The sequence below is a fragment of the Roseibium porphyridii genome (genome assembly GCF_026191725.2).
Taxonomy (GTDB): Bacteria; Pseudomonadota; Alphaproteobacteria; order Rhizobiales; family Stappiaceae; genus Roseibium; species Roseibium porphyridii.
Window position 1 is genome coordinate 813623 of sequence record NZ_CP120863.1, and the last position, 26174, is coordinate 839796.

Here is a 26174-nt window from a genome sequence, read left to right on the forward strand (position 1 = left end):
AGCAAGTTGACTGGACACACTATGGCAGCCGTATCGCTTGCAGCCGTGCCCGATCCGGCCGAGACCCCTGCATTTCTGTCCGTGGACGGATTGAAGAAACACTTTGGTGGGGTCAAGGCGCTTGATGGGGTCAGTTTTTCGCTCCTTAAGGGTGAAGTGCATGCCCTGGTTGGCGAAAACGGGGCCGGCAAATCCACACTCATCAAAATTCTGTCCGGAGTCTTCCCTTACGATTCCGGCAGCATCTCCCTCGCGGGAGAGGATTACCGACCCGCCAATCCGCACGTCGCAAAGGAACTTGGAGTTCAGGTGGTTCATCAGGAGTTCAATCTTCTGGATCATTTGAGCATTGCCGAGAACATTTCCGTCGAGCGTATGCCGACGACCCGTTTTGGCCTTCTGGACAAGCAGGAGATGAACCGGCGCGCACGACTGGCGCTAGATGCCATCGGGCTCACGGATGTCGACGTGAAGGCGCCAGTCAGTTCTCTTGGCATCGCCCACCGGCAGCTCGTTGAAATTTCGAGAGCGTTGCAATGCCAAAGCCGGATTCTGATCCTCGATGAGCCGACCGCGACACTGACCGAACGGGAAACCAAACGTCTGTTCGACATCATTGCATCAATCAAGGCTGAAGGCGTCACGGTTGTTTTCGTGTCTCATCACCTTGACGAGGTTTTCGCGATTTGTGACCGGGTCACGGTCTTCAGAAACGGCGTCTCCATCGGGACGGATCGCATTGCGGACACGACGCCCGACGGCGTGGTGCAGAAAATGGTTGGCCGGCAACTGGCTACGACCGCGAACGAGGCGGACCCAGATCGCGTGCCAGGAGAGCTTGCACTCAGCCTTGATGAATTTTGCACGCAGGCGAACCCGAAGGAAACAGGGGTCTCGTTCGATCTCAGATACGGCGAAATAGTCGGTATTGCAGGACTTGTCGGTGCTGGCAGGACCGAAATTCTCAGAGGCATTTTCGGCGTTGATCCGATCCGATCCGGTCGCCTGTTTCAGGCTGGCAAAGAAGTGCATTTCAGCGGCCCGCGCGACGCGATTGCCGCCGGTATCGGTTTTGTCACCGAGGATCGAAAGGATGAAGGTCTGATCCTGGATATGCCAATCGCGGCCAACATATCGCTCGCCAATATGCATGCCGTCTCCAGATCCGGCTTGTTGCAGTTTTCTGAGGAGAACAGGCGCTCCCGCGATGGAGGCGCGAAGCTGAAGCTCAAATACGGAAGGATTTCCGACGCGGTTTCAAGTCTTTCAGGCGGCAATCAGCAAAAGGTCGTTCTTGCCAAGTGGCTCGCGCGCAATCCGAAGGTGCTTTTGCTGGACGAACCGACCCGCGGTGTCGATGTCGGTGCCAAGGCCGAGATCTACGCAATTTTGAAGGAGTTGGCACGAGAAGGCGTCGCATTGCTTGTGGTGTCGTCTGAGATGCCAGAGCTGATGACGCTTGCTGACCGGATACTCGTTCTTGCCGAACATGAAATCCAGGGAGAGCTGACGCGTCCCGAATTCTCGGAAGAAAACATCCTGAAACTGGCTTATGGCCAGGCCCGGCAGGCCGGAGGACAGAAGCAATGACAACGCAGACCCTTTCAGAAACCATGCCAAAAACCACCAGATTTTCCGTGCGCACCGTTCTGCAGAACGCGGGCATCGGTCTCGCGCTGCTTGCGCTCATCCTTTTCTTTTCGGTGTTCACGGAACACTTTCTGACACCGAACAACATCACCAACATTCTGACCCAGATTACCATCAACCTGGTGCTCGCCGTTGGCATGACCTTTGTCATCCTCATTGGCGGGATCGATCTTTCGGTCGGATCGGTGATGGCGTTTGCGGCGGTTGTCGCCGGCAAAGCGATCACATTGCCGGGCTTTGGTCCCACAGAGGCGATTGCGCTGGCCATCGTCGCGGCGACATTGACCGGTGTCGCCTGCGGGATGATCAATGGTGTCATCAGCGCCTATTGGGCCTTGCCGTCCTTCATAATCACTTTGGGCATGCTCAACATTGCACGCGGAGCGGCGCTGCAGGTCTCCGATGCCCAGACCATCTATTCGTTTCCCTATGCCTTCGAGGAATTCGGTTCTGCCATGATCTATGGCGTTCCCGTGGTGTTTCTGGTCGCGCTTTTCCTGGTTCTTGTTGCCTGGTTCGTGCTGAACTTCACTGTGTTTGGGCGACTTCTTTATGGCATCGGCAACAATGAAGAGGCTGTCCGTCTCGCCGGGCACTCGGTCTATTGGTACAAGGTTGCGGCCTTTACCATCTGCGGCTTTACCGCCGGAATTGCCGCGATCGTCTATATGGCCCGCCTGAATATTTCCAGCCCGATTGCCGGTATCGGTTTTGAACTCAACGCAATCGCCGCCGTCATCATCGGAGGCACAAGCCTCAGCGGAGGGCGCGGTTCGGTCATCGGTACGCTGCTGGGGGCCTTTATCATAGGCGTCTTGGCCAACGGACTGATCCTGATCGGATTGTCGGATTTCATGCGCCAGATGATTACAGGTGTTGTCATCATCGTCGCCGTCATTCTCGACTATTACCGTGCAAAGTACACGTCGAAATGAAGCGGACGGCCCTCCTGAACCGGCACTTGAGCGAACTGGTCGCTTCGCTCGGCCACCTGGACGCAATCATCGTCGCCGACGCAGGCCTTCCTGTTCCTCAAGGTGTCAGGGTCATCGACCTTGCCGTAAGCGAAGGTGTTCCAGGCTTTCAGGACCTCCTTAAAGCGTTGCGCGCCGAACTTGTGATCGAAAGTGCCATATGGGCGGAAGAAACATCGGATGAGATGTCCGCCCTCATGCAAGAGGAAATCGATCAGTGGTCTTTGGAGACTGAGCAAAACGTCACGACTTCGCGCGTGTCTCATGCAGAGCTGAAGCGCAAGTCGGGCCAGGTCCGTGCGATCATCCGCACCGGTGAATTTACACCTTACGCCAACATACTCCTGATAAGCGGGGTCCCGTTTTGAAACCTGTAGCAGTTGTCGGCAGCGTCAATATCGATCTGGTCAGCTATCTTGATCGCTGGCCGGACGTCGGTGAAACCGTTGCGGTTCGCGAAACGACGTCCTCTCTTGGCGGTAAAGGTGCCAATCAGGCCGTGGCCTCCGCGCGGCTTGGTGCCGACGTCACTCTTGTCGGGGCGATAGGCGGCGATGGTTTCGGCCAGGATGCCAAATCGCAGCTTGATCGATCGGGTGTTCGCTCTCGCTTGAGTGAGATCCCCAACGTCTCGACCGGTCTTGCGTTTATCGATGTCGGGCCGGACGGCAACAACATGATCCGTCTTTCCGGTGGCGCAAATCGATCCGTTTCTGCAGCGCAAGTGTCGCTTCATGCAGAAGCCATCCGAACGAGTGGCGTGCTGTTGCTGCAAAACGAAATCGGATTACCGGCGTCCCTGGAGGCAGCACGTATTGCCCGCGACGCAGGATCTCTTGTGATCATGGATCCGGCACCCGCCCCGGACCCCACCTGGAAACAGGATGTATTCACCTCGTTCGACGTTCTGACGCCGAATGCGCATGAAGCCGGAATGCTGCTGGGCGCGCAGCCGGCGACGCTCGAAGATGGTGAAAGAGCCGCCTCGTTGCTCGTGGAAATGGGATTGCGTGGTGCCATTGTGACGATGGGCAGTCTTGGGGTTGCCTGGTCATTCGATGGCACTCTGGGGTCGCTGCCCTCGTTCAAGGTGAAAAGCATTGATACGGTTGCGGCCGGCGACTGTTTCAACGGGGCACTTGCAACCTGCTTGGCGGAGGGGGCATCCATGCGCGATGCGATTGCCTTTGCATTACGCGCGGCTGCAATCGCGACGACGCGCAAGGGAGCCTCGGTTTCACTTCCGACCCGCCTGGAACTGGAGAATTTCCGCAACCCGGTCTTCGCCTGAATTTAAGGCGGTGCTTGATTGGCAGGCTCAGGAATGCTTCAAGGAAAGAAGGGGTTAAGGAGTGCTGCGGGAAATGCCAACGATCAAAGACGTCGCCAGGAAGGCCGGGGTGTCCGTTGGTACTGTTTCGCGTGTTTTGGCCAAGAACGAGACTGTTAAGCACCCGCTCAAGCTGAAGGTGCAGGCGGCGATGAAGGAGCTTGACTACAAGCCCAATCTCGCTGCACGCGCGCTGCGCACCAACAGTATCGATGTCATTGGCCTTGTCGTGCCCGACATCACCAATCCGTTTTTTGCCCAACTCGCCAAGAATATCGAAATGGAGGCGGCCAAACGCAGCCACTCCGTGATGGTTGCCAACTCGCATGACGATGCCGATACGGAAAAGACGCAGATTGCGGCACTTCTCGACCGAGCCGTTTGCGGTGTCATCGTCGTTGCAACAGCGGATGGGCGGAGTCTTGACGCGACCGATGTGCCAATTGTGTCACTGGACCGACGTTTCGGGGAGTTTCCGCTGATCGCCACGGATCACTTCGACGGATCTCAAAAAATCGCAGATCATCTTCATGCGCTTGGTCACAGAAGAATTGCCTATATCGCCGGTCCTTTGAGCATGGACGTTGCCCGGAGCAGACGAGAGGGCTTCGTCAGCCGTATCAAAGCTCTTTCAAGCGCCGAGGATCCGATAGAGCTGACGATTTTCGAGGGGCAGTTCGACTATGATTCAGGGGAAGAGCTTGGCCGAGAAATTCTCAATCAGGCTGGGGTTAATGACCGGCCGACCGCCATTGCCGCAGCCAGCGATCAGCAGGCCATCGGAGTACTTCGGTGCGCGCGGGATTTGAAGCTAGATGTGCCGGCAGATCTGTCGGTGGCCGGCTTCGATGATATCACTTTGGCTTCGTTGGTGGTTCCTCGCCTGACGACCCTTCGCCAGCCGATTGAAGCTCTCGCTGTGTCAGCTGTTGAACAGATCTTTCAGTCAAAGGCTTCACTGAAAGACATGGCGATTGCGGGCGATATCGTCGAACGGGAATCAACCGGGCCGAACCCTGTCGGAACCTGAGATCAGCTCTTTTCGTTCAAGTCTCAGCTTGCAAACAACAACCCACTTCCTGCAATCACCAGCCCGGCCCCAACCCAGGCGCCAAGCGCAGGGGCTTCCTTGGTTCGCCACCACATCATTGGCAGCAGGAGCGCGGGTGTTGTCGCCGACAGTGTTGCAATGATGCCGACGTCTCCTCCCGAGAGCGCAAACAGAATGAGCGTCATGCCGACACCCATGCCGAGGAAACCGGAAAGAGCGACCACGCTGACCACTGGAAACGTGAACCTTCCGGCAGGCTTTACCCAGGAAAAGGGCAGTCTGGACAAAAGAACCAGGCCAAGCGCCGCCGTCCCAACCCGGAGACTGGATGCTGCCACTGGGTCAACACCTGCTTCCATGATCGGGCGAGCGATCAAAGAGCCGATCGATTGTGAAAGAGCGGCGACCAAACCGCGCAAAACCCCGATCCAGAGAGGTCCTTTGATGCTCTCCCATTTGTGCAGCTGCGATTTTCTCTTGCCGAAGCGGATGGCCAACAGGACACCCAGGAAAATCAACCCGATCCCAGATATCTGAAGAATGGTGAGGTCCTCGTTCAGTAGCAGCCAGCCAAGTATGGCCGACATGGGAGCGTTCAGGGAAAACAGCATGGCTGTCCGGCGTGGCCCCATCCGGTTGAGTGTCAGGAAAAGAGCGGTATCGCCCATGAAGATCCCGACAAATCCGGACAGGACAAGTGGCAATAGATGGTCGTTGCCAATGGAACCCCAGCCATTTGTCAGCGCGACCCAAAGGCACAACATGATGGTGACGAGCACCATGCGCGTTGTGTTGAAGGCGATGGCGCCGAGATGTTGGGCCGGGGCTGCCGATAGAAGCCCGGTCAGAGCCCAGAGCGCGGCAGCGCCAAGGGCGGCGGCTTCGTAAATATACATTGGTCAGGACTGCCGGAATTCTTCCGGAAGGTCCGGTGTCTTGCCGGTCCAGGCCGCCTCGAAGAACGCGAATTCAAGTGCGCTCATGTGCCGAAACAGGCGTGAGACACGGTCCTGATCGTCTGGAGAAAGCGTCGGACCAATCCCGTTCATTTCCTCAATGATCCAGTTCACGAAGGCTTCAAAACCCGGTACGGCGTGCAGGTCTATCCATTCCGCGAGATAAAATGCTTCTGGTTTCGGCTTCTGCGCTTCGCGGCGACCCCAGGTGAGATAACACCATTCAGCGCACAAAAGGCAGGCAAGTCCGTCCGGATAGGATCCTTTGCCAGCCGATGAAACCAGCAGGTCGGCGAAAGCTCTTGTGGTTGGCCCCTGTGCTGCGGTTTCATAAGTTGATGCGGGCACTCCGAGTGCTTCGAAAGACCTAAGGAAATAGTCGTTTTCTTCCGAGGTCAGCAAAGCCAGAAACGCGGAAAGTTGCGTCTTGGACTGCATGCGCGGTGCTTTGGCAACCAGATAGCCGAGCGTTGAGGCCAGATCCGTAACGAAGGTATAGTCCTCAATCAGGTAGCGCGTGTAAGCCTCATCAGGCATTGAGCCGTCACCGATCGCTCGGGTGAACGGATGCTCGGTGGCCGCTGACCAAAATGGCTCCGCCCGGGCAACCAGCCAGTCCGAAAAAGCGGCGTTTGGATGCGCAGACTGAAACTGCGGGAAAGACCCGTCATACGGCGTGGGCATTGCTGCACCATGCTCCCTTTTGCGTCGGGAAACTGAATGAAAACGGGCGCTCGAAAGCGCCCGTCAAGACAACATCAGGCCGCGGCCTTCTTGGGTGTAATGAGCCCGCGGTTGACCAGCACTTCAGCGATCTGGATCGTGTTGAGCGCAGCGCCCTTTCGCAGATTGTCGGAGACAACCCACAGGTTCAGGCCATTTTCGACGGTTGCATCTTCACGGATACGGGAAATGTATGTCGCGTCTTCGCCAGCGGCCTCATAAGGCGTCATGTAGCCACCGTCTTCGTGCTTGTCGATGACGAGGCAGCCAGGGGCTTCGCGCAAAATGTTGCGAGCTTCCTCTGCCGTGATCTCGTTTTCGAACTCAATGTTGACGGCTTCCGAATGGCCGATGAAGACAGGAACACGGACGGCTGTGCAGGTGACCTTGATGGCCGGATCCAGCATCTTTTTGGTCTCGGCCAACACCTTCCATTCTTCCTTGGTGTAACCGTCTTCCATGAAGACGTCACAATGGGGAATGACGTTGAAGGCAATCCGCTTCGGATATTTGTTCGGTTCGATCGGATCGTTCACGAACACTGCGCGGGTCTGGTTGAAAAGTTCTTCCATGGCTTCCTTGCCAGTGCCGGAAACGGCCTGGTAGGTCGACACGACGATGCGCTTGATCTTTGCGTGATCATGCAATGGCTTCAGGGCCACGACCAATTGCGCGGTAGAGCAATTGGGGTTTGCAATGATGTTCTTCTTGGTGAAGCCGGCGACAGCATCGGCATTCACTTCAGGAACGATCAGCGGAACTTCCGCGTCGTAGCGCCAGGCTGAGGAGTTGTCGATGACAACACAGCCCTTGGCTGCAATTTTTGGAGCCCATTCCTTGGAAACACTTCCGCCCGCGGACATCAGGCAGATGTCGGTATCGGAAAAGTCGTAGTTTTCCATGGCCTGAACTTTCAGCGTTTTGTCGCCGAAAGAAACTTCCGTGCCCTGGGAGCGGCGTGAGGCAAGCGCCACGACGTCGTCTGCCGGAAATCCACGCTCGTCCAGAATGTCCAGCAGTTCACGGCCAACATTGCCGGTAGCGCCTGCAATTGCGATCTTAAAACCCATTTTCGACTTGTCCTTGTCCGTCTCCCCGCTTCACCGGCTCGTCCCTGTCAGATGGGCGTCGCCGGCTCCCGGCGCCTCCCATCCCCGGGGAGGCGGGACGAGCGGCACCGTTAAGCGGTGGTCTTGGTTGTCTTTGTTGTGCGTTTAGGTGCGGTTGCGGCATGTGTCGCGGTCTCGCTGCGTGTGAAGGTCACGCTGGCAAGGGCCTGAGACATCGTATCCAGAATGTCGGCTTTCAGCCGGTTCATTGGTGCTCGCAATCGTCAAAACTTGAGACGGCGGTGTTTTTGCCCGGAAATCCAGACGAGTCAACAAGGAATTCGATGGAATTGCCTTATTGGCAATCAACCTGTTGCTCGAAGGCGACGTCAGGCGAATCCCATCTGGTCATTCCAAGCTTACAGCCCGCACATTTCCAGTCTCGTGCGGGCAAAGCCGGATGGTGGCGAATTCACGATACTGCGTCGCCAGCCGGTTCGCTGCGCAATGTCAAAAGAGCGATCACGAGCGCTGTCAGGGCGCAGGCGGCAACAGCACCGACGAGTGGAAGCGCCGTCCGGTCAAAGAACGGACTGCAGATCAGGATCATGATACCGCCGGCAACCATTTGAAAGGTTCCCCCGAGGCTTGATGCCATGCCCGCATGTTCACCATGGTCTTCAAGAGCCATGACCATTGTCGGGGCAATCACCTGACCAAGGCAGGAATTGCCGATGAAAAAGAGCGCCATCAGCACCCAGAGATCGTCAAAACCGGCCCAAACGAGAACAAACAGCAAAGACGTCGCAGCAGCGAAACCGAAGACGGCGACCAGTGCCACCCGGCCCATGCCGAAGCGTTGCCCAAGCGAGGCCGCAAACTGTGAAGAGGCAAAAAAACCGATGGCATTGACCGCGAACACCAGGCTGAAAGTTGTCGGGGTCAAACCATATTGCGTCATGTAGACAAGTGGCGCGGACGCGATAAAGACAAAAAAGCTGGCGAGCGAGAAGCCGCCAATGAGGGTCAAACCCATGAACTTCCCGTCGCGAAGCAGGTAGAAAGTGCTCCGAATCATGGCAACGGGATCGATCCGTGCACGTCGGTCATCTGGCAGCGTTTCCGGCAACAGAAAGGCCATCTGCACCATTGCGGCCAGGGAAATCAGGGCAAGAGCGTAGAAAATCAGGCGCCAGCTGCCGAACTGTATGATCATGCTGCCCGTGAGTGGCGCCAGCATCGGCGAAATGCTGATGACCAGCATGACAAGCGCCATCAGTTTCGTTGCTTCCGTACCCGTGTGCAGGTCGCGGACGACTGCGCGAACGATCACCATCGGTGCAGCAGCTCCAAGAGCCTGGATAAAGCGGCCAAGCGTGAGCATTGAAACATCACTTGCCATCGCGCAGAGAATTGACCCGATGATGAAGATCACAAGTCCCAGAAACACCGGCGGCTTGCGGCCGAAACGGTCTGCAAGAGGGCCGTAAAAAAGCTGGGCGATACCGAAAGCGATAAAATAGACCGTGAAGGTCATATGGGCCGCAGCATCATCCGTGTTCAGGCTCTGCACGATTTCAGGCATCGCCGGGAGATAAAGGTCAATCGCAAAAGGACCGACCGCAGCCAATAAACCCAGCACCACGGCTGAGCGTGCAAATCCGATTTGCATTTGATTGTCCGAATGTTTGCGCCAGGAGCGCCGAAAAGTGGGAAGCAGCGAAGGTGGTTGAATTGCTCCTGATTGTCCAGCTCTTTCTGCACAAGACATGCTTGCAATCGAATTACCGGCTTTGCCCTGATGTCACAAAACCTTCATGCAACTGTCACCGATCTTGTAAGGAGGACAACTAGCTTTCGCGCACCTTCAACCCAGAAAATTGTTATGGGAGCTAGTGCAATGGCGAACCTTCGCGGACGTTTTTTGAAAGGCGTCAGTCTCGCAGTGCTGTTCGGTATCGGAGCTGTTTCTTCCGCGCAGGCCGACTATTTCGAACGGATCAATTCCTACCCGGTCTATAAGACTTTGCCGGAAGGCGCAGACAGGGCAATGGAAACTGTTGCTGAGATCATCTACGCTTCCAAAGACGGCCGTACACTTGCGTTTACCGACAGCCCGGGCGAGGCGATTGTTTTCATCAATGCCGCCAACCCGCTCAACATTCAGTCGATGGAAAGAGTTGCGCTTGGCGGCGAGCCAACGTCTGTCGCCATGGGTGATAGCGCTGCCTATGCAGGTGTGAACACAAGCGAAGACTTCATCAATGCCTCAGGGCATCTTGCCGTGATTGCGCTTGAGGGCATGGGCATTACCGCAAAATGCGATGCCAAGGGCCAGCCGGACAGTGTCGCGATTTCACCGGACGGAAAGTTCATTGCGATTGCGATCGAAAACGAACGCGATGAAGATCTGAACGATGGGGCGATTCCTCAAATGCCGGCTGGGCATCTGGCAATCTTCGATCTTGATGAAACCGGTGTGCCAACCAATTGCGATGCAGTTCGGATCGTGGATCTGACAGGCCTTGCCGAAGTTGCTCCGACAGATCCGGAGCCGGAATTCGTGTCAATCAACGAAGACAATCAGGCCGTCGTTACCTTGCAGGAAAACAATCATCTGGCTGTGGTCGATCTGGCATCCGGCAAGGTTGTTGCCGACTTTTCTGCCGGCGTTGCCTCGGCAGAAAACATCCCCGTGGCAAAGGCCCGCATGAGCGATGCGTCCGGCAACAATGAAAACGTTGCTCGTGAACCTGACGCGGTTGCCTGGATCGACACTGAGCGTTTCGTTACCGCCAATGAAGGCGATTATGAAGGCGGCTCCCGGGGCTTCACAATTTGGAACACCAAAGGCGACGTTCTTTTCGACAGTGGCAATCAGATGGAACATCTGGGCATGGCACATGGCCACTATCCGGCGAAACGTGCCCACAAGAAAGGTACTGAGCCTGAAGGTGTCGCAGTCGGTGTCTTCGGCGGTGAAACCCTTATTTTCGTAAACTCCGAACGCGGTAATTTTGTCGCGGTATACAAGGATACCGGCGGCGCGCCTGAGTTTGTCCAGCTGTTGCCGACGCATGTCGGTCCGGAAGGTCTTCTGGCGATCCCGAACCGTGATTTGTTTGCGGTCGCCAACGAAGTGGATGAAGACGGTGTACGGTCCCACATCTCGCTCTATCAGTTTGGCGCAGATGCCCCTTCCTATCCGTCCATCGTATCTGCCAGAGATCCTGAAAAAGGCGCACCGATTGGCTGGGGCGCGCTCTCTGCCTTGGCGGCGGATCCGCAGGATGCCAATACGCTTTATGCCGTCAGTGACAGCTTCTATGACGATGCCCGCATCTATACGCTGGATATTGCAACCCAGCCGGCACAGATTACCTCTTACGTCACGGTGACGGGTTTCGTTCAGTCGCGGCTGGATCTGGAAGGAATTTCAGTGTCAAAAGATGGCGGGTTCTGGCTTGCCTCCGAGGGCCATCCAGACAAAGACCGTCAGCATCTGTTGTTGAAAGTCAGTGCCAGTGGTGCGGTCGAAGAAGAGATCTCCTTGCCGCCGTCACTTGTAGAACAGGCCAAGCGCTTTTCTTTTGAAGGCGTTGCCGAGTTTGAAATGAGCGGACAAACGCTTGTCGCAGTTGCCGTTCAGCGGGAGTGGAGCGACGACCCGGAAGGACTTTCCAAGATTGCGATCTACAATCCGTCAGACAAGTCCTGGGGTTTTGTTCACTATCCTCTGGATGCGCCAAGGAGCGCTGCGGGCGGTTGGGTTGGCCTGTCTGAGATTGTCTCACTGGGTGAGGGTCAGTTCGCCATTCTGGAGCGTGACAACAAAGGCGGCGAAGACGCCGCCATCAAGCAGATCACAACGGTGTCCCTTGAAGGTGTTACGCCTGCCGCACATGGAGAAGAATTGCCGGTGCTGAAAAAGAGGTTCGCAGTTGACCTTCTTCCGGCAATGTCTTCCAGCAAAGGCTGGGTTCTGGACAAGCCAGAAGGCCTGGCGATTACAGCTGATGGCAGTCTCATTCTGGTGACCGACAATGACGGCGTCGATGATGCACCAGGTGAGACACAACTGATCGACCTGGGTCCGGCGAGCCGACTTAACTGATCAAGCCGTAAGGTCTCCCAAGACCGACCTGAGGACCCGGCAGGCTTCGACTGCCGGGTTCTTGTTTTTGATGGCCGCTTGAACGGCTTGGCGGGCGAGCAGGTCAAAATAGAAAAATTTGAACCTGTTTCGAATTCATTGGTAATTTCAAGCTAGTTTTCTTGTCATCTAGTTCCAGATGATTCGCGAGACTTCCCATGACGATCAGAAAAAGACTTTTTGTACTGGTTATCGTTTTGACAGTGCCAATCGTCTTTTGTGCAGGTTGGATCATACTTTCCGCCTATTCGGACCTCGAACGGGACAAGGTGAAACTGGCCAGTTTGCCGGCTCTTGAGAGGGTCTGGCAGGCCGGCGTCACGCAAGGAGCAAAGGAGCTTCCAAGCGACGTCCTGGCCAAATATCCGGCATGTGCACCGGAAAAAGCGGCAGGCTCAGCTGCAAAGGCACTTTCCAATGCGCACAAGGTCATAGATTGCATCGGTAACGACGCGGGTCTTGCTGCAAACACTGTTCAGACCACCAACTTGCTGGCCGAACTTGTGTCAGGACAATTGTCCGACCTGGTCGTGCGCACAGCTGCCGTTGTGCGCAACAGCGAGAATGTCGCAAAGAAGACCGAACTGAGCCACCTGGACTCCATGTCCGTTCTGGTCGGCGCTGGTCAGTTCAAGGTGCTGGCGGATCAGATCAGCTCGATTTCCAAAACCGGCCCCGGTGCCGTTGAAGAAGGCAAGGAAACCGCCTTCAGCAAAGCAGCACAAGCCTACCGGCAGGCGAATGGCAAATTCCAGGGAGCGCTTGCAAAAGTCGCTTCCAAGGTCGGGCAAGGCGCTGACGGTACGACACTTGATCTGCAACCGGTTCGAGACAGATATGCAGCCTTCCTGAGCGCGATAGATGGCCTGCACAAGGTGAGCCACAACCAACTTGCGGCGCAGTTGCAGTCCATGGTGAGCGACCTTCGGATGCGGATGTGGGGAGTTGCCGGGGCACTTTGTCTGGTGTTTGTGGGTGCGTTCGGAACATCCTGGTACTTCGGCAGATCAATCCTTCATTGCATCGAATCGCTTAACAGCTCCATTCGGAACCTTGCCGACTCAGATGGTGTGGAGAGTGAATTGCCTTTCTCATATGGCCACACGGAGATTTCTGATATCGCCCGTGCGGTTGGCTACTATCGGGACAAGACCATCGAATTGACCAAGGAGCGGCAACGGCAGGAAGGTCAGGCCGCGGCGGACCGTCAGCAGCGCATCGACGAATTGATCGCAGCGTTCAAGACGCGCATGGCCGCTTTGCTGAAAGATGTCGATGAAGCGCTTGGCGACATGCAGAGCACGTCCGGCGCTCTGAAGGGCGTCGCCCAGAATGCTGATCAAAAGGCTCGGGACACTGCTGCGGCATCGTCCGGCGCATCGGAAAATGTCGATGCGGTTGCAAGTGCGGCCGAGGAACTTGCCAATGAAATCGCGGCCATCAGCCAAAAAGCGCATGATGTAACGGAAATCGCGCAGACGGCGAACGAAAATGCGTCGGCCGCGAATTCCGAGATCGAGAGCCTTTCGGAAATCTCCAACGCCATTGGCGACATCGTTTCGATCATCAATGCGATTGCCGACCAGACCAACCTGCTCGCGCTGAATGCAACGATCGAAGCCGCGCGGGCGGGAGAGGCTGGAAAAGGGTTTGAAGTTGTCGCGGGCGAGGTCAAAACACTGGCCGGTCAAACAGCATCCGCGACGGACCAGATCACTGAACAGGTATCGCTTGTCCAGCAAAGGACAGTCCGTGTCGTGGATGCGATCCAGAAGATTATCTCCGACATCGGCGATGTCACCAATCACACGACCCAAATCGCGGCGGATCTTGAAACACGGCGACAATCCACCGACGATATCAAAGGAAATGTTCTTCAAGCAGCAGAGCAGACACGATCCGTGGTCGATGATATGGCCGGGGTCGAGGCGATTGCAGAACGGTCAAGCGATGCAGCCGCCGATATGGGGCGCCGCACAGGTGATGTCGTCAAGCGGACCGAAGAGTTGCGCGAAGAAGTGAATGCCTTCCTGGCTGAGGTCGCCGCTGCGTGATGCAATTTGACTGATACCCGGTAGCAAGCTGTTGCGGCGGCAGTCCGCCGGCCTTCTGTTGTGTCTTCATCAAAAGGCTGCCTTCGTCTACGTTGCAGCCAGCTCCCGCCATGGCCGTCAATGCTGTCAGATTGAGTGTTTTGGGTCAGAGGTGTGTTGTCATTTAATGTCTCACTACATAGCAAGACATGATTGTTTTTATTGTGTGCTCTATCTCGCATCTGCAGAAGGTTGAAGACGCACCATCATGAGTGCAGGTCTGCTTGGCCTTTTTGGCGTTTCATTTCTTGCCGCGACCTTGTTGCCTGCGCAGTCCGAGCTCGGTCTTTCGGGATTGATTGCACTTGGCCAGGACCCGGTGCCTCTTCTTGTTTTCGCGGCAAGTCTCGGCAATACGCTGGGGTCAGTCGTCAACTGGTGGCTGGGAAGAGGTGTGGCACACTTCGCAAATGCCCGATGGTTTCCGGTGAAGGCTGACAATTTGAAACGGGCAACCAAATGGTATCAGCGGTATGGGCGCTGGAGCCTGCTGCTGAGCTGGGCGCCCATTGTCGGTGACCCGCTGACCCTGGCCGCAGGGGTTCTGAGAGAACCGCTCTGGAGTTTCTTCATCCTGGTCGCGATAGCCAAGACAGCGCGCTACATCATCGTTGCCTTTTTAACTGTGCAAGCGCTCTCTTAAAACGTGTCCATACGGCAAGGAGAACCGAAACAGTTCAGAAGCCGCCGAACAAGTTCGCCAGAACGATGATCGCAACAAGCGCGATAAACGGCACGATGACAGCGGTAACAAAAATATCGAGATAGCTGTCCTTGTGAGTCAGTTTGGCAATTCCAAGCACCGTGATCACAGCGCCATTGTGCGGTAGGGCGTCCAAAGCGCCGGATGCAACAGAGGTTACCCGATGCATGGCTTCAAGCGATGTGCCTGTCGCATTGGCCATAGCGACGAAGGTGCTACCCAGAGCATCAAGAGCAATGCTCATGCCGCCCGACGCTGAACCTGTCAGCGCGGACAGTGTTGTTACAGACATGGCGACGGAGACCAGTGGATTACCGTCGCTCAGCGACATCAGGCCGTCCGTGATTTCGCCAAAGGCAGGCAGAGCGGCAATCACGCCGCCAAAACCGACAAGGCTTGCCGTATTGAAAATCGGCAAAACGGCAGCATCTGCGCCCTTGTTCAAGGTTTCTCGAATGTCCGGGAACCGGCGGAAATTTGAGAGGATCAGAAAGAGTATCGAAGCGGTGAGCGCGACCACGATGGCCCAAACGCCGCGGACGGCCTCGATCGAGGTTGCTCCGAAAAGCGGTTCGGCGAGATAGGCGGTTTCCAGTTGGGGGACCACAAATTCGACGAATAGAAAATTGACCAGAACAACGATCACGATCGGTGCTATCGCCAAAATAAAGGGTGGCAGGTTCCGGGTATCTTCGGTTGCTTCGATTTCGTTGACGTCAAAACCTTCATTTTGCGCCTGAGCCCGCATGACCGTGTCTGGCTCGGGCAGGCCGTCATCGTGGTTTCCGTAGCCTTCACCGGTGGCCAGAGCAGCACTTGCCCTGTGATTGAGCCAAAGCATGCCCAGCCCGAACATCATGATAGCCGCGATGATCCCAAGGCCCGGAGCGGCGAAGGCCGTTGTGCCGAAGTAAGGCATCGGGATTGCATTCTGGATGGCAGGAGTTCCAGGCAAGGCCGACATGGTGAAAGTAAAGGCACCAAGAGCGATTGCACCGGGGATAAGGCGTTTTGGGACTGCCGCATCGCGAAACAGGGCGGAAGCGATCGGAAAAATGGCAAAGGCCACGACGAACAAGGAAACGCCGCCATAAGTCAGCACCGCGCAGCAGATAACCACCGCAAGCATGGCGTTGCCCATTCCCAACTTTCCGATGACCCAGCGGGCGATCGATTCAGCCGAACCACTGTCATCCATGAGCTTGCCAAAAATGGCACCGAGGAAGAACAAGGGAAAGAACGCCAGGATGAAGTCGGCCGTGTTGATCATGAAAATCTGGGTGAAGGCCGCCAGCGGTGACAATCCTCCGGACAGCACAACAGCAAAGACGGCCATCACCGGTGCAAGCAGCAGAAGCGTGATGCCCCTGAAGGCGAAATACATCAGCAAGCCGAGAGGCAGAAGAATACCGAGCAGTTCAATCATGACTTCCTGAAGTTCCTCTCGGTGCCAGGTTCAAGATGCGCCGGTTGAAGGCTTTCTTCAAAGAGATCGCGCGGTCGCCAGGTGGTTTCTTTGCCTACCTTCGAGCCGTTCTGGTCAAGCCAGGTGTCTGCTGTCCGGTGACCGAGTTCATGCAGTTTTTCCAGGAAGACCCGTTCAGCGTTCAGTTTGCTGGAAGCGCCGTAGTGACACAGTTCGCTTTCCGAGCCGATCATATGCAGGTGGGCATCGCGATATGCCGCCCGGTCCAGTCCTTCGTGGTGGATGACCTCCCACAGGAAGCCAACGGAGCGCATTTCCTTGATCAGACTGCCGTTGAACGTGATCTCGTTGAGTCGATTTTCAATTTCGGCCGGTGTTGTCGGGATGCCGGGCCTTTCGAATGGATTTATCTGAACCAGGATGACATCTCGTGCTTCCGTCTCGTCGATCAACGGGAAGAGCGGCGGATTGCCCATATACCCACCGTCCCAATAAGCTTCACCGTCAATCTCAACCGCCTTGAACAGGGTTGGCAGGCAAGCTGAGGCCATGACAGCATCGCAGGATATTTCGGGCTGTCGGAAAATCTTGGGTCGTCCTGTCCGGACATTCGTTGCACACAGGAACAATCTTGGAGCCGCAGGCTGATTGATCAGGTCAAAGTCAAAACACTCTTCAACGACATCCCGCAGCGGATTGATGTCCATCGGGTTGAACTGGTAGGGCGACAGGACCCTGCCGAAGATCTGCGATGCGAAATATGACGGGGAATAGTCCAGTGTCCAGCGGCCCAGAAGCTTGTCCATAACGCTTCGGCGGATCGGGCTGTAGCGCGATGTTTCGCTGACTGCGTTCCAATACTCCCTGAGCAGTTCCTGCGCGCGCTTCGGGCCACCTTCGCAAAGTCCCTGCGTCAGCGCGATTGCATTCATTGCCCCGGCGCTTGTCCCCGATACGCCTTCAATCTGGAGCCAGTCTTCGTCAAGCAGACGATCGAGCACACCCCATGTAAAAGCACCGTGCGACCCGCCGCCCTGCAAAGCTACATCCACTTTTACGGGTTTGCGTTTCATGAGAGGCGGCCGCCTCCTTGTTTGCCCGGTTTAAAATTTTGCCATGTGCAATTAGTAGCAAGATTGTCCTGTGTCGTCTGCTTCTTAACGCCAATCAAGTTAAACTGCGATTGTGTGACGCATCCTGGGCAAATGAGGCAGGAGGGGACTAAGAAAGTAGCGCTTGTTCAGGTGTGAAAGCTGCGATCAATAGCTCTCGATAAGGTCCCATTTGTTGCCGAACAGGTCTTCAAAAACAGCAACCTTTCCATATGGCTCGGTTCTGGGCTCTTCCAAAAAAGCAACGCCAGCTGCCTGCATCGCGGCATGATCTCGGTCAAAGTTGTCTGTATTCAAGAATAAAAACACCCGTCCGCCTGACTGATTGCCGATGGTCTTTTGCTGATCCGGTCCATCGGCCTCTGCCAGTAGTATGCGGGTTTCGGAACTCCCCTTAGGTGCAATCAACACCCAGCGCTTTGTCTCCGAAAGCTTGGTATCCTCGACAAGTTCAAAGCCAAGATTTTCCGTGTAGTAGGTGATCGCCTGATCGTAATTCGGGACCAGCAGCGCGAGGGCTCCAATTCGTTGCTTCATTGCGTTTGTCCCTATTGTGCTTTCCGATAGACCGATATGTTCTTGAAGCTTGCAACATCAACAAGGTGCACGGTTTGGGTGATGGTCAGCGTGTTGCCGTCGTCGGAGAGCTGCCGCTCGGCCTTCATGATGGTCAGGCCGCCGCGCCTGGCTTCTGAGACGAGGTTGCGGTCACCTTCAAAGACAAGGCGCATTGCGTCGACCAGTCCGCTTTTGCCAAGCTTCACTTCCGGGCCGTCGGGCATCGCCTCGAAGGTGTCGTTGGTCACCTCGCCTTCGGCTGAAACCTGATTCATGGTGAAACAGGCCATTCCGAAATTGTCGTCGATTTTCAGTGTTGCGCTTTTGGGCGGATCGCCCTGCTCGAAATCGCTTTCCTCGGTGTCGAGGATCCAGGAGCCGAGAAAGGGTGCGAGTTTGTCTTCGATCATCTGACCAACATGGGTAAAAGGAAAAACCGCCACCGGCATAGCCGCTGGCGGTTCCACGTGCAAATTGTAATGGTTGTCAGGCGCTCAGTGCAGAGAGTTCAGCAACGATGGCATCACCCATTTCGGAAGTCGAAACCGTCGCTTGGCCCTCACTGGCAATGTCCTTGGTCCGCAGGCCCTTGTCGAGCGCAACAGCAATTGCCTTGTCCAGCTTGTCGGCCGCTTCCACTTCCTCAAAGGAATACCGCAGCGCCATGCCGAAGCTTGCGATCATGGCGATCGGGTTGGCTGCGCCTGTTCCGGCGATGTCCGGAGCGGAGCCATGGACGGGTTCATAAAGCGCCTTGCGCTTGCCGGTCGCCTCGTCAGGAGCGCCGAGTGAGGCCGATGGCAGCATGCCAAGCGAACCGGTCAGCATGGCGGCGACATCAGACAGCATGTCACCAAAAAGGTTGTCGGTGACGATCACATCGAACTGTTTCGGCCAGCGGACCAGTTGCATGCCGCCGGCGTCGGCCAGCATATGCTCCAGTTCCACGTCCTGATAACCGTTGCCATGCGTCTGTGTGACGACCTCATTCCACAGAACACCGGACTTCATGACGTTCCGTTTTTCCATTGAGGTGACTTTGTTATTCCGCGTACGGGCCAGCTCGAAGGCAACCTTCGAAATGCGTTCAATTTCGTATGTGTCGTAAACCTGAGTATCGACACCACGCTTCTGGCCGTTGCCAAGGTCCGTGATTTCCTTTGGTTCGCCGAAGTAAACGCCGCCTGTCAGCTCCCGAACGATCAGGATATCAAGTCCCTCGATGATGTCCTTCTTCAGCGAAGATGCATCGGCGAGGGCCGGATAGCAGATTGCGGGACGCAGGTTTGCAAAGAGTTGCATGTCCTTGCGAAGACGCAGGAGCCCCGCTTCAGGGCGCACTTCGTAGGGAACGTCGTCCCACTTCGGACCCCCGACCGCACCGAAAATGACGGCATCGGCGGCCATGGCCTTTGCCATGTCTTCTTCGGAGATCGACTGGCCATGAGCGTCATACGCCGAGCCGCCGACGAGACCTTCTTCCGTCTCGAAGGACATGCCGCCGTTTTCGTTGAACCAGCTGATTACCTTTTTCACTTCCGGCATAATTTCCGGGCCAATGCCATCACCCGGCAGAAGCAGAAGTTTTTGAGAAGCCATGGACGTTCCATCCCGCATTATTGAAAACCGATTGCGCTGGGTTACCGTGTTGGTTCCGCTCTTTCAAGGCAAAGGCAGTTGCGAAGAACTCAATCAACGGCGTCGGAAAGGTCAATAACGCCGCGGTGCCACAGCGCGAGGTACGATTCATATCGGAAGTCGCGGCACAATCTGACCGTAGCCGAATGCCTACAAACCGATCATCCATTCACGGCCCGCCTGAAAGAACAGGTTCACCGCCAGTGCGGTCATGACCCATTTGAAGCCGGTCTTGAACGTTTTCTCGTTCATCTTGCCGAGCAGACGAGTGCCGGCCAATGTGCCGAGAAATCCGCTCGCGATCATCAGAAGGATCAGTCCTAGCCATGGTGCAAAAGCAAAGCCAAGGGCACCGAACGCCAGAACCTTGAACACATGCATCATCATCGCCGTAATTGCCTGATTGGCGACAAACTGGTGGCGGGTCAGTTCAAGCGTCGACAGAACCGCGCCGCCAATAGGACCGGACGCTCCAAAGAACATTGACAGAAACGTGGACGCAAATCCTGCACCTGCCATGGCACGCTTGCGTGCCTTGCCGAATTTCGGTGCTTTGCCCCAGACAATCCAGATGACGAAACAGCCAATGCCGGCTCTGAGAACCGCCGCCGGCAATTCAACAGCAATAGCGCCCCCAAGTGCAGCGCCGATGATGGCGCCGCAAGCGAACCAGATCGCGATCAGCCAGTCGACATGTTTGATCTGAACGATGGCCCGCCCTGCATTCGAACCAAGCTGCACCATACCGTGGACCGGCACCAATGCACTTGCCGGCATGATCATCGCCATGATCGCAATGAGAGCAATGCCACCTCCAAGACCGACTGCGGCTGTCATCGCAGATGTGAAGAAACTCACACCGATCAGCGCAATTGTTGCTGTCGCGTGCAACTGATCGGGCAAAATCACGGCAAAGAAGTCTGACAACTCAGGACCATCTCGTGTTGGCGTAGTTGACAGCTTCCCGAACATCGAGCTTCCGGGTCGAATTGCCACTGCGCAGGTAGAAGACCGAGGCCTTGTTTTCTTCCATGTAAACCGCGCGTGGTGCCGGCCGAACGATGATCATGGCCACATCCCTACCGCCGACACTTGCAAAGACCGTGTGAATGTAAGGGCAGAGGTCGCCACCCAGGTTCTTGGATACGATGTCATTGACCGTTCGTTCAAAAGCGTCGAGATCTGGGCTCTTGAGTGTTGCCAGATCTTTGTCAAGACCAAGGGGCTCGCCCGCATCATTGACGCCGATCAGCAGATGTCCGCCTTCGGCGTTGTAGAAACCGGCCAACGTCTTGGCGATGACCTTCTCCAGGCCACGATTGATGTGGTTTTCCTGCATGTCCCAACGCAGCGACGACTTGAATTCGACCCGGCTTGTTTCCCCTCGCTTCATCAGGTCGGGGATCAGTGTGGTCTGCTCCTCCCGCAAGGACTTATAGGCCTCTGAGGTCTGCATGTAATTTCGGCTGAATATGCCAAAGGCCAGTCCGACAATTGCGCCGACCAGCGTATAGGCGACAGCAACGTCCAGATGCCTGGGAAGCAGAACGAGCCAGAGCCGCGCGGAGAGAAATTCCATCAGGTTGGGTGCTGTGTCAGAGAAGCGCGACAACTCCCACCAAACCACGATCAGGTTCAAGGGGTGAATGATCAGAACGCCAACAAAAGCGCCAAGGATCACGTAGTTTGCAATGAAAGAAAGTCTGAACGGAGAGAATGACATAGAAGGGCCTGAGAGAAAACGCCGGTCGCAACCGGCGCTTTCATATCACACTTTTTCTCAGGCCGCCGTAGGCATGGCTGTTTCCACCAACTTCACCCAGTAGGAGCAACCGACCGGAATCAAGTCGTCGTTGAAATCATATTCGGGATGGTGAAGACCGGCACTGTCGCCGTTGCCGGCAAATATGAAAGCGCCCGGGCGTTCTTCCAGCATGTAGGAAAAGTCCTCGCCACCCATCATCGGTTCGATCTGGCGGTCGACCTTGCCTTCACCGGCAATGCCTTCGGCGATATTTGCGGCAAAGTCTGTTTGATCGTCGTGATTGGCCGTCACCGGATAGCCGCGAATAAACTCCAGCTTTGCCGTCGCGCCGAAAGTTTCGGCCGTGCCGTTGACGATGGCTTCCATGCGCTCTTGAGCAAGGTCACGCATTTTTGGCGTGAGCGTGCGTACGGTTCCGCGCAGGAAAACCTCCTGCGGGATCACGTTGAACGCATTGCCTGCCTGGAAGACGGTGACCGAAACAACGACGGAATCGAGTGGATTGGCGTTTCGGCTGGCAATCGTTTGCAGCACAGACACCATCTTTGAACCGACGACAATCGGGTCGATGGTCATATGAGGCTTTGCGGCATGGCCGCCCTTGCCAGTGATCGTAATGCGGAACTCGTCCGTTGCAGCCATGATCGGACCCTTGCGGATCGCAAATTCCCCCACAGGCATGCCTGGATAATTGTGCATTCCATAGACTTCATCGATGGGCCAACGTGTCATCAGGCCATCGTCGATCATCGCCTTTGCGCCCGCGCCGCCTTCTTCTGCGGGCTGGAAAATCACGACAACCGTTCCGTCGAAATTGCGGGTCTCGGCAAGGTATTTCGCGGCTCCAAGTAACATGGCGGTGTGACCGTCATGGCCGCAGGCATGCATTTTGCCGGGTACCTTTGATGCATAGTCTTTGCCGGTTGCTTCCTCGATCGGCAATGCATCCATGTCCGCACGAAGGCCGATTGTCTTGCCGTCCCCACCGTTGCGACCCTTGATCACGCCAACAACGCCCGTCTTGCCTAACCCGGTGGCCACTTCGTCGACGCCGAAACTTTCAAGGAGTTCGGCCACTTTACCTGCGGTCCGGACGGTTTCATAAAGGATTTCCGGATTTTCATGGATGTCGCGGCGCCAGGCCGTGATTTCATCTGACAGGTCCGCAAGACGGTTTATGACTGGCATTTAGAACTCCTGATACGGCGAGCCGAAGGTGTTTGACACTCAAGCGGCTAACCTATCGCAAGCCGTCAAAAGGGAAAGTGGCAAAGGTGAAAATCTTTGTGCTGCCAACCGATCCGCGCAAAACGGGATCGAATATGAGCTGCTAGTTCAAAGGGCTCTGAACCGAAAAACCTGTGTCCGTTTTATCTCATTGTCTTCCAGTGCGCCGGTCACTGGAACAACAAATGTCGCCAGTTCTTCAAGACGCTCCTTCGGCAGATAGGATCTACCGGGATCACCAATCAAGACCAGCATTCCTTCATTCAGGGCACGTTCAAGCATTGCGAGGACCTTTGCCGCCATGTGCTGGTCGTAAAAGACATCACCGCAAAAGAGTATGTCTGCCTCGGGCATGCCCGAAGCTGTGATATCCGCGGTTTCCGGCATCAGGGAAACGTTGTTCAACGCGGCATTGAGTTTGGTTGCGGCAAAGGCAAAAGGGTCGACATCCACCGAGTGGCAGGATGCTGCACCAGCCATCATGGCGGCGATCCCGACGAGTCCGGAGCCGCAGGCAAAATCGAGCACCTTCTTGCCGCAAACCAGTTCTGGCGTGTCCAGAATGTAGCGGGCCAGACCTTGCCCGCCAGCCCAGGCAAACGCCCAGAATGGCGGGGCGAGACCAAGTTCGCCGAGCTGCTCTTCTGTCTTTTGCCACAACGCCATTGCTTCATCGGCCAGATGAAGCTGGATCTCCTCTGCATGAGGAACCGGTTTAACCTTCGTTTCCCTCAAGATGAATGCGGCCGGATCCTCGATTGCGGCCATATCAGGCCGGCTCTTTCAGTCCGCCCATTTCACAGACGACTTTCCATTCCGCTTCCGTGACCGGCTGAACCGACAGACGCATGGAAGTGACCAGAGACATTTTCTCAAGCCTTGGCTCGGCTTTAACCTGGGCAAGGGTCACCGGCTGGGGAATGTCGCAGACGGCTTTGAAATCAACACACTCCCAACGCGGGTCATCCGTCGTGCTGTCGGGATGAATGTCACTGCAGACTTCAACAACGCCGACAACTTCCTTGCCGATATTGGAATGGTAGAAAAAGGCCTTGTCGCCGATTTCCATGGCGCGCATGTTGTTGCGTGCCTGGTAATTCCGGATGCCGTCCCATTCTTCGCCGGCTTCACCCTTGGCTTTTTGCTGGTCCCAGGACCATTTGTCCGGCTCGGACTTAATCAGCCAGTATTGCACTTAAGATGCCTCCGGATTTTTGATCACCCAGTTCCATGGGCGGATCTCCACACTTTCGAACAAACCGGCCCTGGCATATGGATCTTCTTCCGAAATCGCCAGCGCTTCGTCACGGTTGGCGGCTTCAATAACCACCAACGAACCAGTCATGTTGCCTTCATCATCGGTGAAAGGACCAGCGGCCTTGAGCCCATTGCCGAGAGCCTTCAGAAAGCCGATATGGGCTTCTCTGTTGTCAAGGCGGGTTTGAAGCGCACCCGGTTTGTCGGTGCAGATCAGTGCATAAAGCATGTAAGGGAACCTCGAGTTGCCAATTCTTGCCAGAACCTAGGTCCGACGCTTTGCAAACTCAATGCTGATATGCCGCGTGAGAGTACGGAAAACTGCATTTTCCGTCCGATTACCCGATGGTACTGCCGTTCCACCCAGAAGTCAGAGGCGAGGCTTGCGCGTCAAACAACTTCCGATTCGGGTTTCAAAGGCCTTGCCATCAATGTGTTGAGGGCATCGTCAATGGACAAATCCTCATCGATCATTCTTGCCACCGTTTCGCAGATCGGAACATCAATGTCGTGTTTCTGTCCGAGTTTGACGGCAACGCGCGCCGAATAAGCTCCCTCGGCCAGTTTGCCGCCAGCTGAAATCAACTCAGAGGCCATGAAGCCTTCGCCCAACCGCAGGCCAAAGGAGAAATTGCGCGATTGGCTGGAAGAACAGGTAAGTACCAGATCTCCAAGCCCGGAGAGGCCTGTCAGTGTTTCTGATTGTGCTCCCATTGCAGTCCCGAGCCGACTGAGTTCGGCAAAACCACGCGCGGTCAGAGCAGCTTGGGCACTCGCGCCGAGTTTCCGGCCAACAACCGCGCCGCAGGCGATGGCCAGAACATTCTTCAGGGCCCCGCCGATCTGGGCGCCGAGAATGTCGATTGACGCATAGGGACGGAAACATGGCGATTGCATTGATTCGCAAAGGCTCAGAGCCGTTTTGGCCGAGCTTGCTGCGACGGTGACTGCTGTTGGCAGCCCACGCGCAACATCGTCAGCAAAACTCGGACCCGACAGCACCGCAGCTTCTGCGCCCGGAAGTTCTTCGCTGAGGACTTTGGACAGAAGCTTGCCGGAGGTCTGCTCGATACCCTTGGCGCAGAGGACGACAGGTCCTTGCGCCCTGCCGGTTTTCTTGAGCGCTGCCAGCATCGCACGCGTTGTTTGCGCCGGTGTGACCAACAGCAAAGCGTCCGCGCCGGCGACATCTTCGAGCGACGTGGTCGCGTTCAGGTCTTCGTCGAACGTGATGCCGGGCAGATATCGGCTGTTTTGCCTGCGGGATCGAATATCAGAAACAATGCCCGGATCACGTGCCCACAAGCGCACATCGCTGCCGGAGCGGGCTGCCGTGAGGGCCAGGGCGGTTCCCCAAGCGCCACCGCCGATGACGCCAATCGTCCTAATGGCGCCCATTGCTCTGCCTTTCCATGCGCGTCCGTAGTGTTTCAAGCTGCGCTCCAAAACCTTGAAAGAACCGGGTTTCGGCGGGCGCATCGTCGGCAAACAAGTCGAGCCAGAACAGGCGGAACCGGATCGGCGGGCCGCCTGTGCTCGGGGTCATTTCATAATGTTCCCATTCCACTGCCGGCTTTTGCAGGATACGGCCGTGGAAATGTCGCCGCCGATGCAGTCCGTCGAGACAATTGGGAACATTTTCGAAGATATGGTCTTGGTCGGCGAACGATTCGAGCGCGATATCCAATGAAAGTCCTGTCTCTTCGACGAACTCGCGTCTGGCACCCTGCAAATAGCTTTCGCCGGGATCGAGTGTGCCTCCTGGCACTTGCAGGTCCGGATTGGGATGGTCAGGCTCGATAAACACCAGAAGTTCCGGCCCACAGGTCAGATAAACATACGCCTTGTGGTAGATCTGCATGACCGCGTCCTCCGGCTCCAAGAAGGCTTAGGCTGCGTCTTGCAGAGGCGCTAAACGCTTGCGAAGCAGGGAGAGCGGAGCGCCGAATGCTGCAAAAAAAGTCTCCTCAGTCATCGCCTCTGCGCCAAAGAGATCAATCCAGAAAAAATGGCAACGAATCGGATCTCCTCCGCTGCTTGGAAACATCTCGAAATGCTCCCACTTCTCCTTGGGCCGCTTTGAAAGCGTGACATGATAGTTGCGGCGAATGTGGCGGCCCTTCAACGGGCGGTTCGGTGGAGCCAGAAACTGGCCGACCTTTGGAAAGGTTTCAAAGGGCAGGTCCTGATCTGAAAAATGATCAAAGGCTGCGTCAAGCGTCAGTCCGGTTTCCTCGGCGAACTCGCGCATGGCTCCCTTCAAAAAGCTCTCGCCAGGATCCACGGTACCCCCGGGAACCTGAAGGCCGAGATGCGGCGTGTCAGGTTCGTTGAAGACCAGAAGGTCCGTCCCGCAGGTCAGGTATACATAAGCCTTGTGGTAGACGCGCATTCAAATGGGATCCGTCTTGCAGAGCTGAAGTTTCCTATCAGGCTCCGGCGACATTCTAAAGAGCAAGTTTCAGCGGGACCCTCTCAGCCCACATTCCGAGAGGCGATCAAGGTGGTC

The 26174-nt window shown here is 56.0% G+C and carries 27 protein-coding genes; 8 read left to right on the top strand and 19 right to left on the bottom strand.

Annotation, left to right across the window (positions count from 1 at the left end; translation table 11 throughout):
• The first annotated feature begins 21 nt into the window (after positions 1–21).
• From K1718_RS03895 to K1718_RS03915, 5 genes are all read left to right on the top strand, one after another.
• Positions 22–1590 (top strand): sugar ABC transporter ATP-binding protein, encoded by a 1569-nt coding sequence (locus tag K1718_RS03895; protein ID WP_265679673.1) that lies wholly within the window; start codon positions 22–24, stop codon positions 1588–1590.
• Complete coding sequence (locus K1718_RS03900) at positions 1587–2585, top strand: ABC transporter permease (protein WP_152499653.1); 999 nt, start codon at positions 1587–1589, stop codon at positions 2583–2585. Before K1718_RS03895 ends, K1718_RS03900 begins: the two co-directional genes overlap by 4 nt.
• Positions 2582–2992, top strand: a complete 411-nt coding sequence (rbsD, locus tag K1718_RS03905; protein WP_265679672.1) for a D-ribose pyranase — start codon at positions 2582–2584, stop codon at positions 2990–2992. The genes K1718_RS03900 and rbsD overlap by 4 nt, the downstream gene beginning before the upstream one ends.
• The gene (gene rbsK / locus K1718_RS03910; protein WP_265679671.1) at positions 2989–3915 is read left to right on the top strand and encodes a ribokinase; all 927 of its coding nucleotides are present in this window, start codon (positions 2989–2991) and stop codon (positions 3913–3915) included. The genes rbsD and rbsK overlap by 4 nt, the downstream gene beginning before the upstream one ends.
• A 73-nt stretch (positions 3916–3988) precedes the next feature.
• On the top strand, positions 3989–4984 hold the full coding sequence (locus K1718_RS03915) for a LacI family DNA-binding transcriptional regulator (protein WP_152499656.1): 996 nt from the start codon (positions 3989–3991) through the stop codon (positions 4982–4984).
• Between the two features lie 23 nt (positions 4985–5007).
• Here the strand turns inward: K1718_RS03915 and K1718_RS03920 are convergent, their stop codons facing one another.
• The 5 genes from K1718_RS03920 to K1718_RS03940 form a co-directional block, all read right to left on the bottom strand.
• Positions 5008–5901, bottom strand: coding sequence for a DMT family transporter (locus K1718_RS03920; protein WP_265679670.1), 894 nt, complete (start codon positions 5899–5901; stop codon positions 5008–5010).
• 3 nt (positions 5902–5904) lie between these two features.
• Positions 5905–6645 (bottom strand): TenA family protein, encoded by a 741-nt coding sequence (locus tag K1718_RS03925; RefSeq protein WP_265679669.1) that lies wholly within the window; start codon positions 6643–6645, stop codon positions 5905–5907.
• A gap of 74 nt (positions 6646–6719) precedes the next feature.
• The gene (locus K1718_RS03930; RefSeq protein WP_152499659.1) at positions 6720–7754 is read right to left on the bottom strand and encodes an aspartate-semialdehyde dehydrogenase; all 1035 of its coding nucleotides are present in this window, start codon (positions 7752–7754) and stop codon (positions 6720–6722) included.
• A gap of 110 nt (positions 7755–7864) precedes the next feature.
• Positions 7865–8002 carry a hypothetical protein gene (locus tag K1718_RS03935; protein ID WP_265679668.1) on the bottom strand — a complete coding sequence of 46 codons (138 nt, stop codon included), beginning with the start codon at positions 8000–8002 and terminating at the stop codon, positions 7865–7867.
• Between the two features lie 203 nt (positions 8003–8205).
• Positions 8206–9405 carry a multidrug effflux MFS transporter gene (locus tag K1718_RS03940; protein ID WP_152499660.1) on the bottom strand — a complete coding sequence of 400 codons (1200 nt, stop codon included), beginning with the start codon at positions 9403–9405 and terminating at the stop codon, positions 8206–8208.
• A 228-nt stretch (positions 9406–9633) separates the two neighbouring features.
• On the opposite strand from K1718_RS03940, the gene K1718_RS03945 reads away from it, so the two are divergent.
• The 3 genes from K1718_RS03945 to K1718_RS03955 all read left to right on the top strand — a co-directional run bounded on the left by K1718_RS03945 (position 9634) and on the right by K1718_RS03955 (position 14622).
• Positions 9634–11847, top strand: a complete 2214-nt coding sequence (locus K1718_RS03945; RefSeq protein WP_265679667.1) for an esterase-like activity of phytase family protein — start codon at positions 9634–9636, stop codon at positions 11845–11847.
• Positions 11848–12044: 197 nt separating this feature from the next.
• Positions 12045–13940, top strand: a complete 1896-nt coding sequence (locus K1718_RS03950) for a methyl-accepting chemotaxis protein (RefSeq protein ID WP_152499662.1) — start codon at positions 12045–12047, stop codon at positions 13938–13940.
• A gap of 247 nt (positions 13941–14187) precedes the next feature.
• The gene (locus tag K1718_RS03955; RefSeq protein WP_152499663.1) at positions 14188–14622 is read left to right on the top strand and encodes a YqaA family protein; all 435 of its coding nucleotides are present in this window, start codon (positions 14188–14190) and stop codon (positions 14620–14622) included.
• Between the two features lie 34 nt (positions 14623–14656).
• Here the strand turns inward: K1718_RS03955 and K1718_RS03960 are convergent, their stop codons facing one another.
• From K1718_RS03960 to K1718_RS04025, 14 genes are all read right to left on the bottom strand, one after another.
• The gene (locus K1718_RS03960; RefSeq protein ID WP_152499664.1) at positions 14657–16108 is read right to left on the bottom strand and encodes a GntP family permease; all 1452 of its coding nucleotides are present in this window, start codon (positions 16106–16108) and stop codon (positions 14657–14659) included.
• On the bottom strand, positions 16105–17181 hold the full coding sequence (locus tag K1718_RS03965; RefSeq protein WP_152499665.1) for a patatin-like phospholipase family protein: 1077 nt from the start codon (positions 17179–17181) through the stop codon (positions 16105–16107). Before K1718_RS03965 ends, K1718_RS03960 begins: the two co-directional genes overlap by 4 nt.
• 186 nt (positions 17182–17367) lie before the next feature.
• Entirely contained in the window at positions 17368–17757 is a 390-nt protein-coding gene (locus K1718_RS03970) for a VOC family protein (RefSeq protein WP_152499666.1), read from the bottom strand.
• Positions 17758–17768: 11 nt separating this feature from the next.
• Complete coding sequence (locus tag K1718_RS03975) at positions 17769–18221, bottom strand: hypothetical protein (RefSeq protein WP_265679666.1); 453 nt, start codon at positions 18219–18221, stop codon at positions 17769–17771.
• 43 nt (positions 18222–18264) lie between these two features.
• Positions 18265–19377, bottom strand: a complete 1113-nt coding sequence (gene leuB, locus K1718_RS03980) for a 3-isopropylmalate dehydrogenase (protein WP_265679665.1) — start codon at positions 19375–19377, stop codon at positions 18265–18267.
• A 189-nt stretch (positions 19378–19566) separates the two neighbouring features.
• Complete coding sequence (locus K1718_RS03985) at positions 19567–20388, bottom strand: sulfite exporter TauE/SafE family protein (protein ID WP_152499668.1); 822 nt, start codon at positions 20386–20388, stop codon at positions 19567–19569.
• Complete coding sequence (locus K1718_RS03990) at positions 20345–21139, bottom strand: AlbA family DNA-binding domain-containing protein (RefSeq protein ID WP_152499669.1); 795 nt, start codon at positions 21137–21139, stop codon at positions 20345–20347. Before K1718_RS03990 ends, K1718_RS03985 begins: the two co-directional genes overlap by 44 nt.
• Positions 21140–21196: 57 nt before the next feature.
• On the bottom strand, positions 21197–22369 hold the full coding sequence (locus K1718_RS03995) for a M20 aminoacylase family protein (RefSeq protein ID WP_152499670.1): 1173 nt from the start codon (positions 22367–22369) through the stop codon (positions 21197–21199).
• Positions 22370–22516: 147 nt separating this feature from the next.
• Complete coding sequence (locus K1718_RS04000) at positions 22517–23176, bottom strand: class I SAM-dependent methyltransferase (RefSeq protein ID WP_265679664.1); 660 nt, start codon at positions 23174–23176, stop codon at positions 22517–22519.
• Position 23177: 1 nt separating this feature from the next.
• Positions 23178–23603, bottom strand: a complete 426-nt coding sequence (locus K1718_RS04005) for an EVE domain-containing protein (protein ID WP_265679663.1) — start codon at positions 23601–23603, stop codon at positions 23178–23180.
• Positions 23604–23894: a YciI family protein gene (locus tag K1718_RS04010; RefSeq protein ID WP_152499673.1), complete on the bottom strand. Its 291-nt coding sequence runs from the start codon at positions 23892–23894 to the stop codon at positions 23604–23606.
• A gap of 161 nt (positions 23895–24055) precedes the next feature.
• Entirely contained in the window at positions 24056–25063 is a 1008-nt protein-coding gene (locus K1718_RS04015; protein ID WP_265679662.1) for an NAD(P)H-dependent glycerol-3-phosphate dehydrogenase, read from the bottom strand.
• Positions 25050–25547 carry an NUDIX hydrolase gene (locus tag K1718_RS04020; protein ID WP_265679661.1) on the bottom strand — a complete coding sequence of 166 codons (498 nt, stop codon included), beginning with the start codon at positions 25545–25547 and terminating at the stop codon, positions 25050–25052. The genes K1718_RS04015 and K1718_RS04020 overlap by 14 nt, the downstream gene beginning before the upstream one ends.
• Before the next feature lie 6 nt (positions 25548–25553).
• Complete coding sequence (locus K1718_RS04025; protein ID WP_265679660.1) at positions 25554–26057, bottom strand: NUDIX hydrolase; 504 nt, start codon at positions 26055–26057, stop codon at positions 25554–25556.
• Positions 26058–26174 lie beyond the last annotated feature (117 nt).

Coding starts and splice junctions, on each gene's coding strand:
- K1718_RS03965 (WP_152499665.1), bottom strand. CDS start 17,181: ATGAAACGCAAACCCGTAAAAGTGGATGTAGCTTTGCAGGGCGGCGGG.
- K1718_RS03990 (WP_152499669.1), bottom strand. CDS start 21,139: ATGTCATTCTCTCCGTTCAGACTTTCTTTCATTGCAAACTACGTGATC.
- K1718_RS03895 (WP_265679673.1), top strand. CDS start 22: ATGGCAGCCGTATCGCTTGCAGCCGTGCCCGATCCGGCCGAGACCCCT.
- rbsD (WP_265679672.1), top strand. CDS start 2,582: ATGAAGCGGACGGCCCTCCTGAACCGGCACTTGAGCGAACTGGTCGCT.
- K1718_RS03950 (WP_152499662.1), top strand. CDS start 12,045: ATGACGATCAGAAAAAGACTTTTTGTACTGGTTATCGTTTTGACAGTG.
- K1718_RS03960 (WP_152499664.1), bottom strand. CDS start 16,108: ATGATTGAACTGCTCGGTATTCTTCTGCCTCTCGGCTTGCTGATGTAT.
- K1718_RS03985 (WP_152499668.1), bottom strand. CDS start 20,388: ATGTTCGGGAAGCTGTCAACTACGCCAACACGAGATGGTCCTGAGTTG.
- K1718_RS03920 (WP_265679670.1), bottom strand. CDS start 5,901: ATGTATATTTACGAAGCCGCCGCCCTTGGCGCTGCCGCGCTCTGGGCT.
- K1718_RS03970 (WP_152499666.1), bottom strand. CDS start 17,757: ATGAAGCAACGAATTGGAGCCCTCGCGCTGCTGGTCCCGAATTACGAT.
- K1718_RS04025 (WP_265679660.1), bottom strand. CDS start 26,057: ATGCGCGTCTACCACAAGGCTTATGTATACCTGACCTGCGGGACGGAC.
- K1718_RS03925 (WP_265679669.1), bottom strand. CDS start 6,645: ATGCCCACGCCGTATGACGGGTCTTTCCCGCAGTTTCAGTCTGCGCAT.
- leuB (WP_265679665.1), bottom strand. CDS start 19,377: ATGGCTTCTCAAAAACTTCTGCTTCTGCCGGGTGATGGCATTGGCCCG.
- K1718_RS03955 (WP_152499663.1), top strand. CDS start 14,188: ATGAGTGCAGGTCTGCTTGGCCTTTTTGGCGTTTCATTTCTTGCCGCG.
- K1718_RS04015 (WP_265679662.1), bottom strand. CDS start 25,063: ATGGGCGCCATTAGGACGATTGGCGTCATCGGCGGTGGCGCTTGGGGA.
- K1718_RS03940 (WP_152499660.1), bottom strand. CDS start 9,405: ATGCAAATCGGATTTGCACGCTCAGCCGTGGTGCTGGGTTTATTGGCT.
- K1718_RS03935 (WP_265679668.1), bottom strand. CDS start 8,002: ATGAACCGGCTGAAAGCCGACATTCTGGATACGATGTCTCAGGCCCTT.
- K1718_RS03900 (WP_152499653.1), top strand. CDS start 1,587: ATGACAACGCAGACCCTTTCAGAAACCATGCCAAAAACCACCAGATTT.
- K1718_RS03915 (WP_152499656.1), top strand. CDS start 3,989: ATGCCAACGATCAAAGACGTCGCCAGGAAGGCCGGGGTGTCCGTTGGT.
- K1718_RS03930 (WP_152499659.1), bottom strand. CDS start 7,754: ATGGGTTTTAAGATCGCAATTGCAGGCGCTACCGGCAATGTTGGCCGT.
- K1718_RS04010 (WP_152499673.1), bottom strand. CDS start 23,894: ATGCTTTATGCACTGATCTGCACCGACAAACCGGGTGCGCTTCAAACC.
- K1718_RS03995 (WP_152499670.1), bottom strand. CDS start 22,369: ATGCCAGTCATAAACCGTCTTGCGGACCTGTCAGATGAAATCACGGCC.
- K1718_RS04000 (WP_265679664.1), bottom strand. CDS start 23,176: ATGGCCGCAATCGAGGATCCGGCCGCATTCATCTTGAGGGAAACGAAG.
- K1718_RS03945 (WP_265679667.1), top strand. CDS start 9,634: ATGGCGAACCTTCGCGGACGTTTTTTGAAAGGCGTCAGTCTCGCAGTG.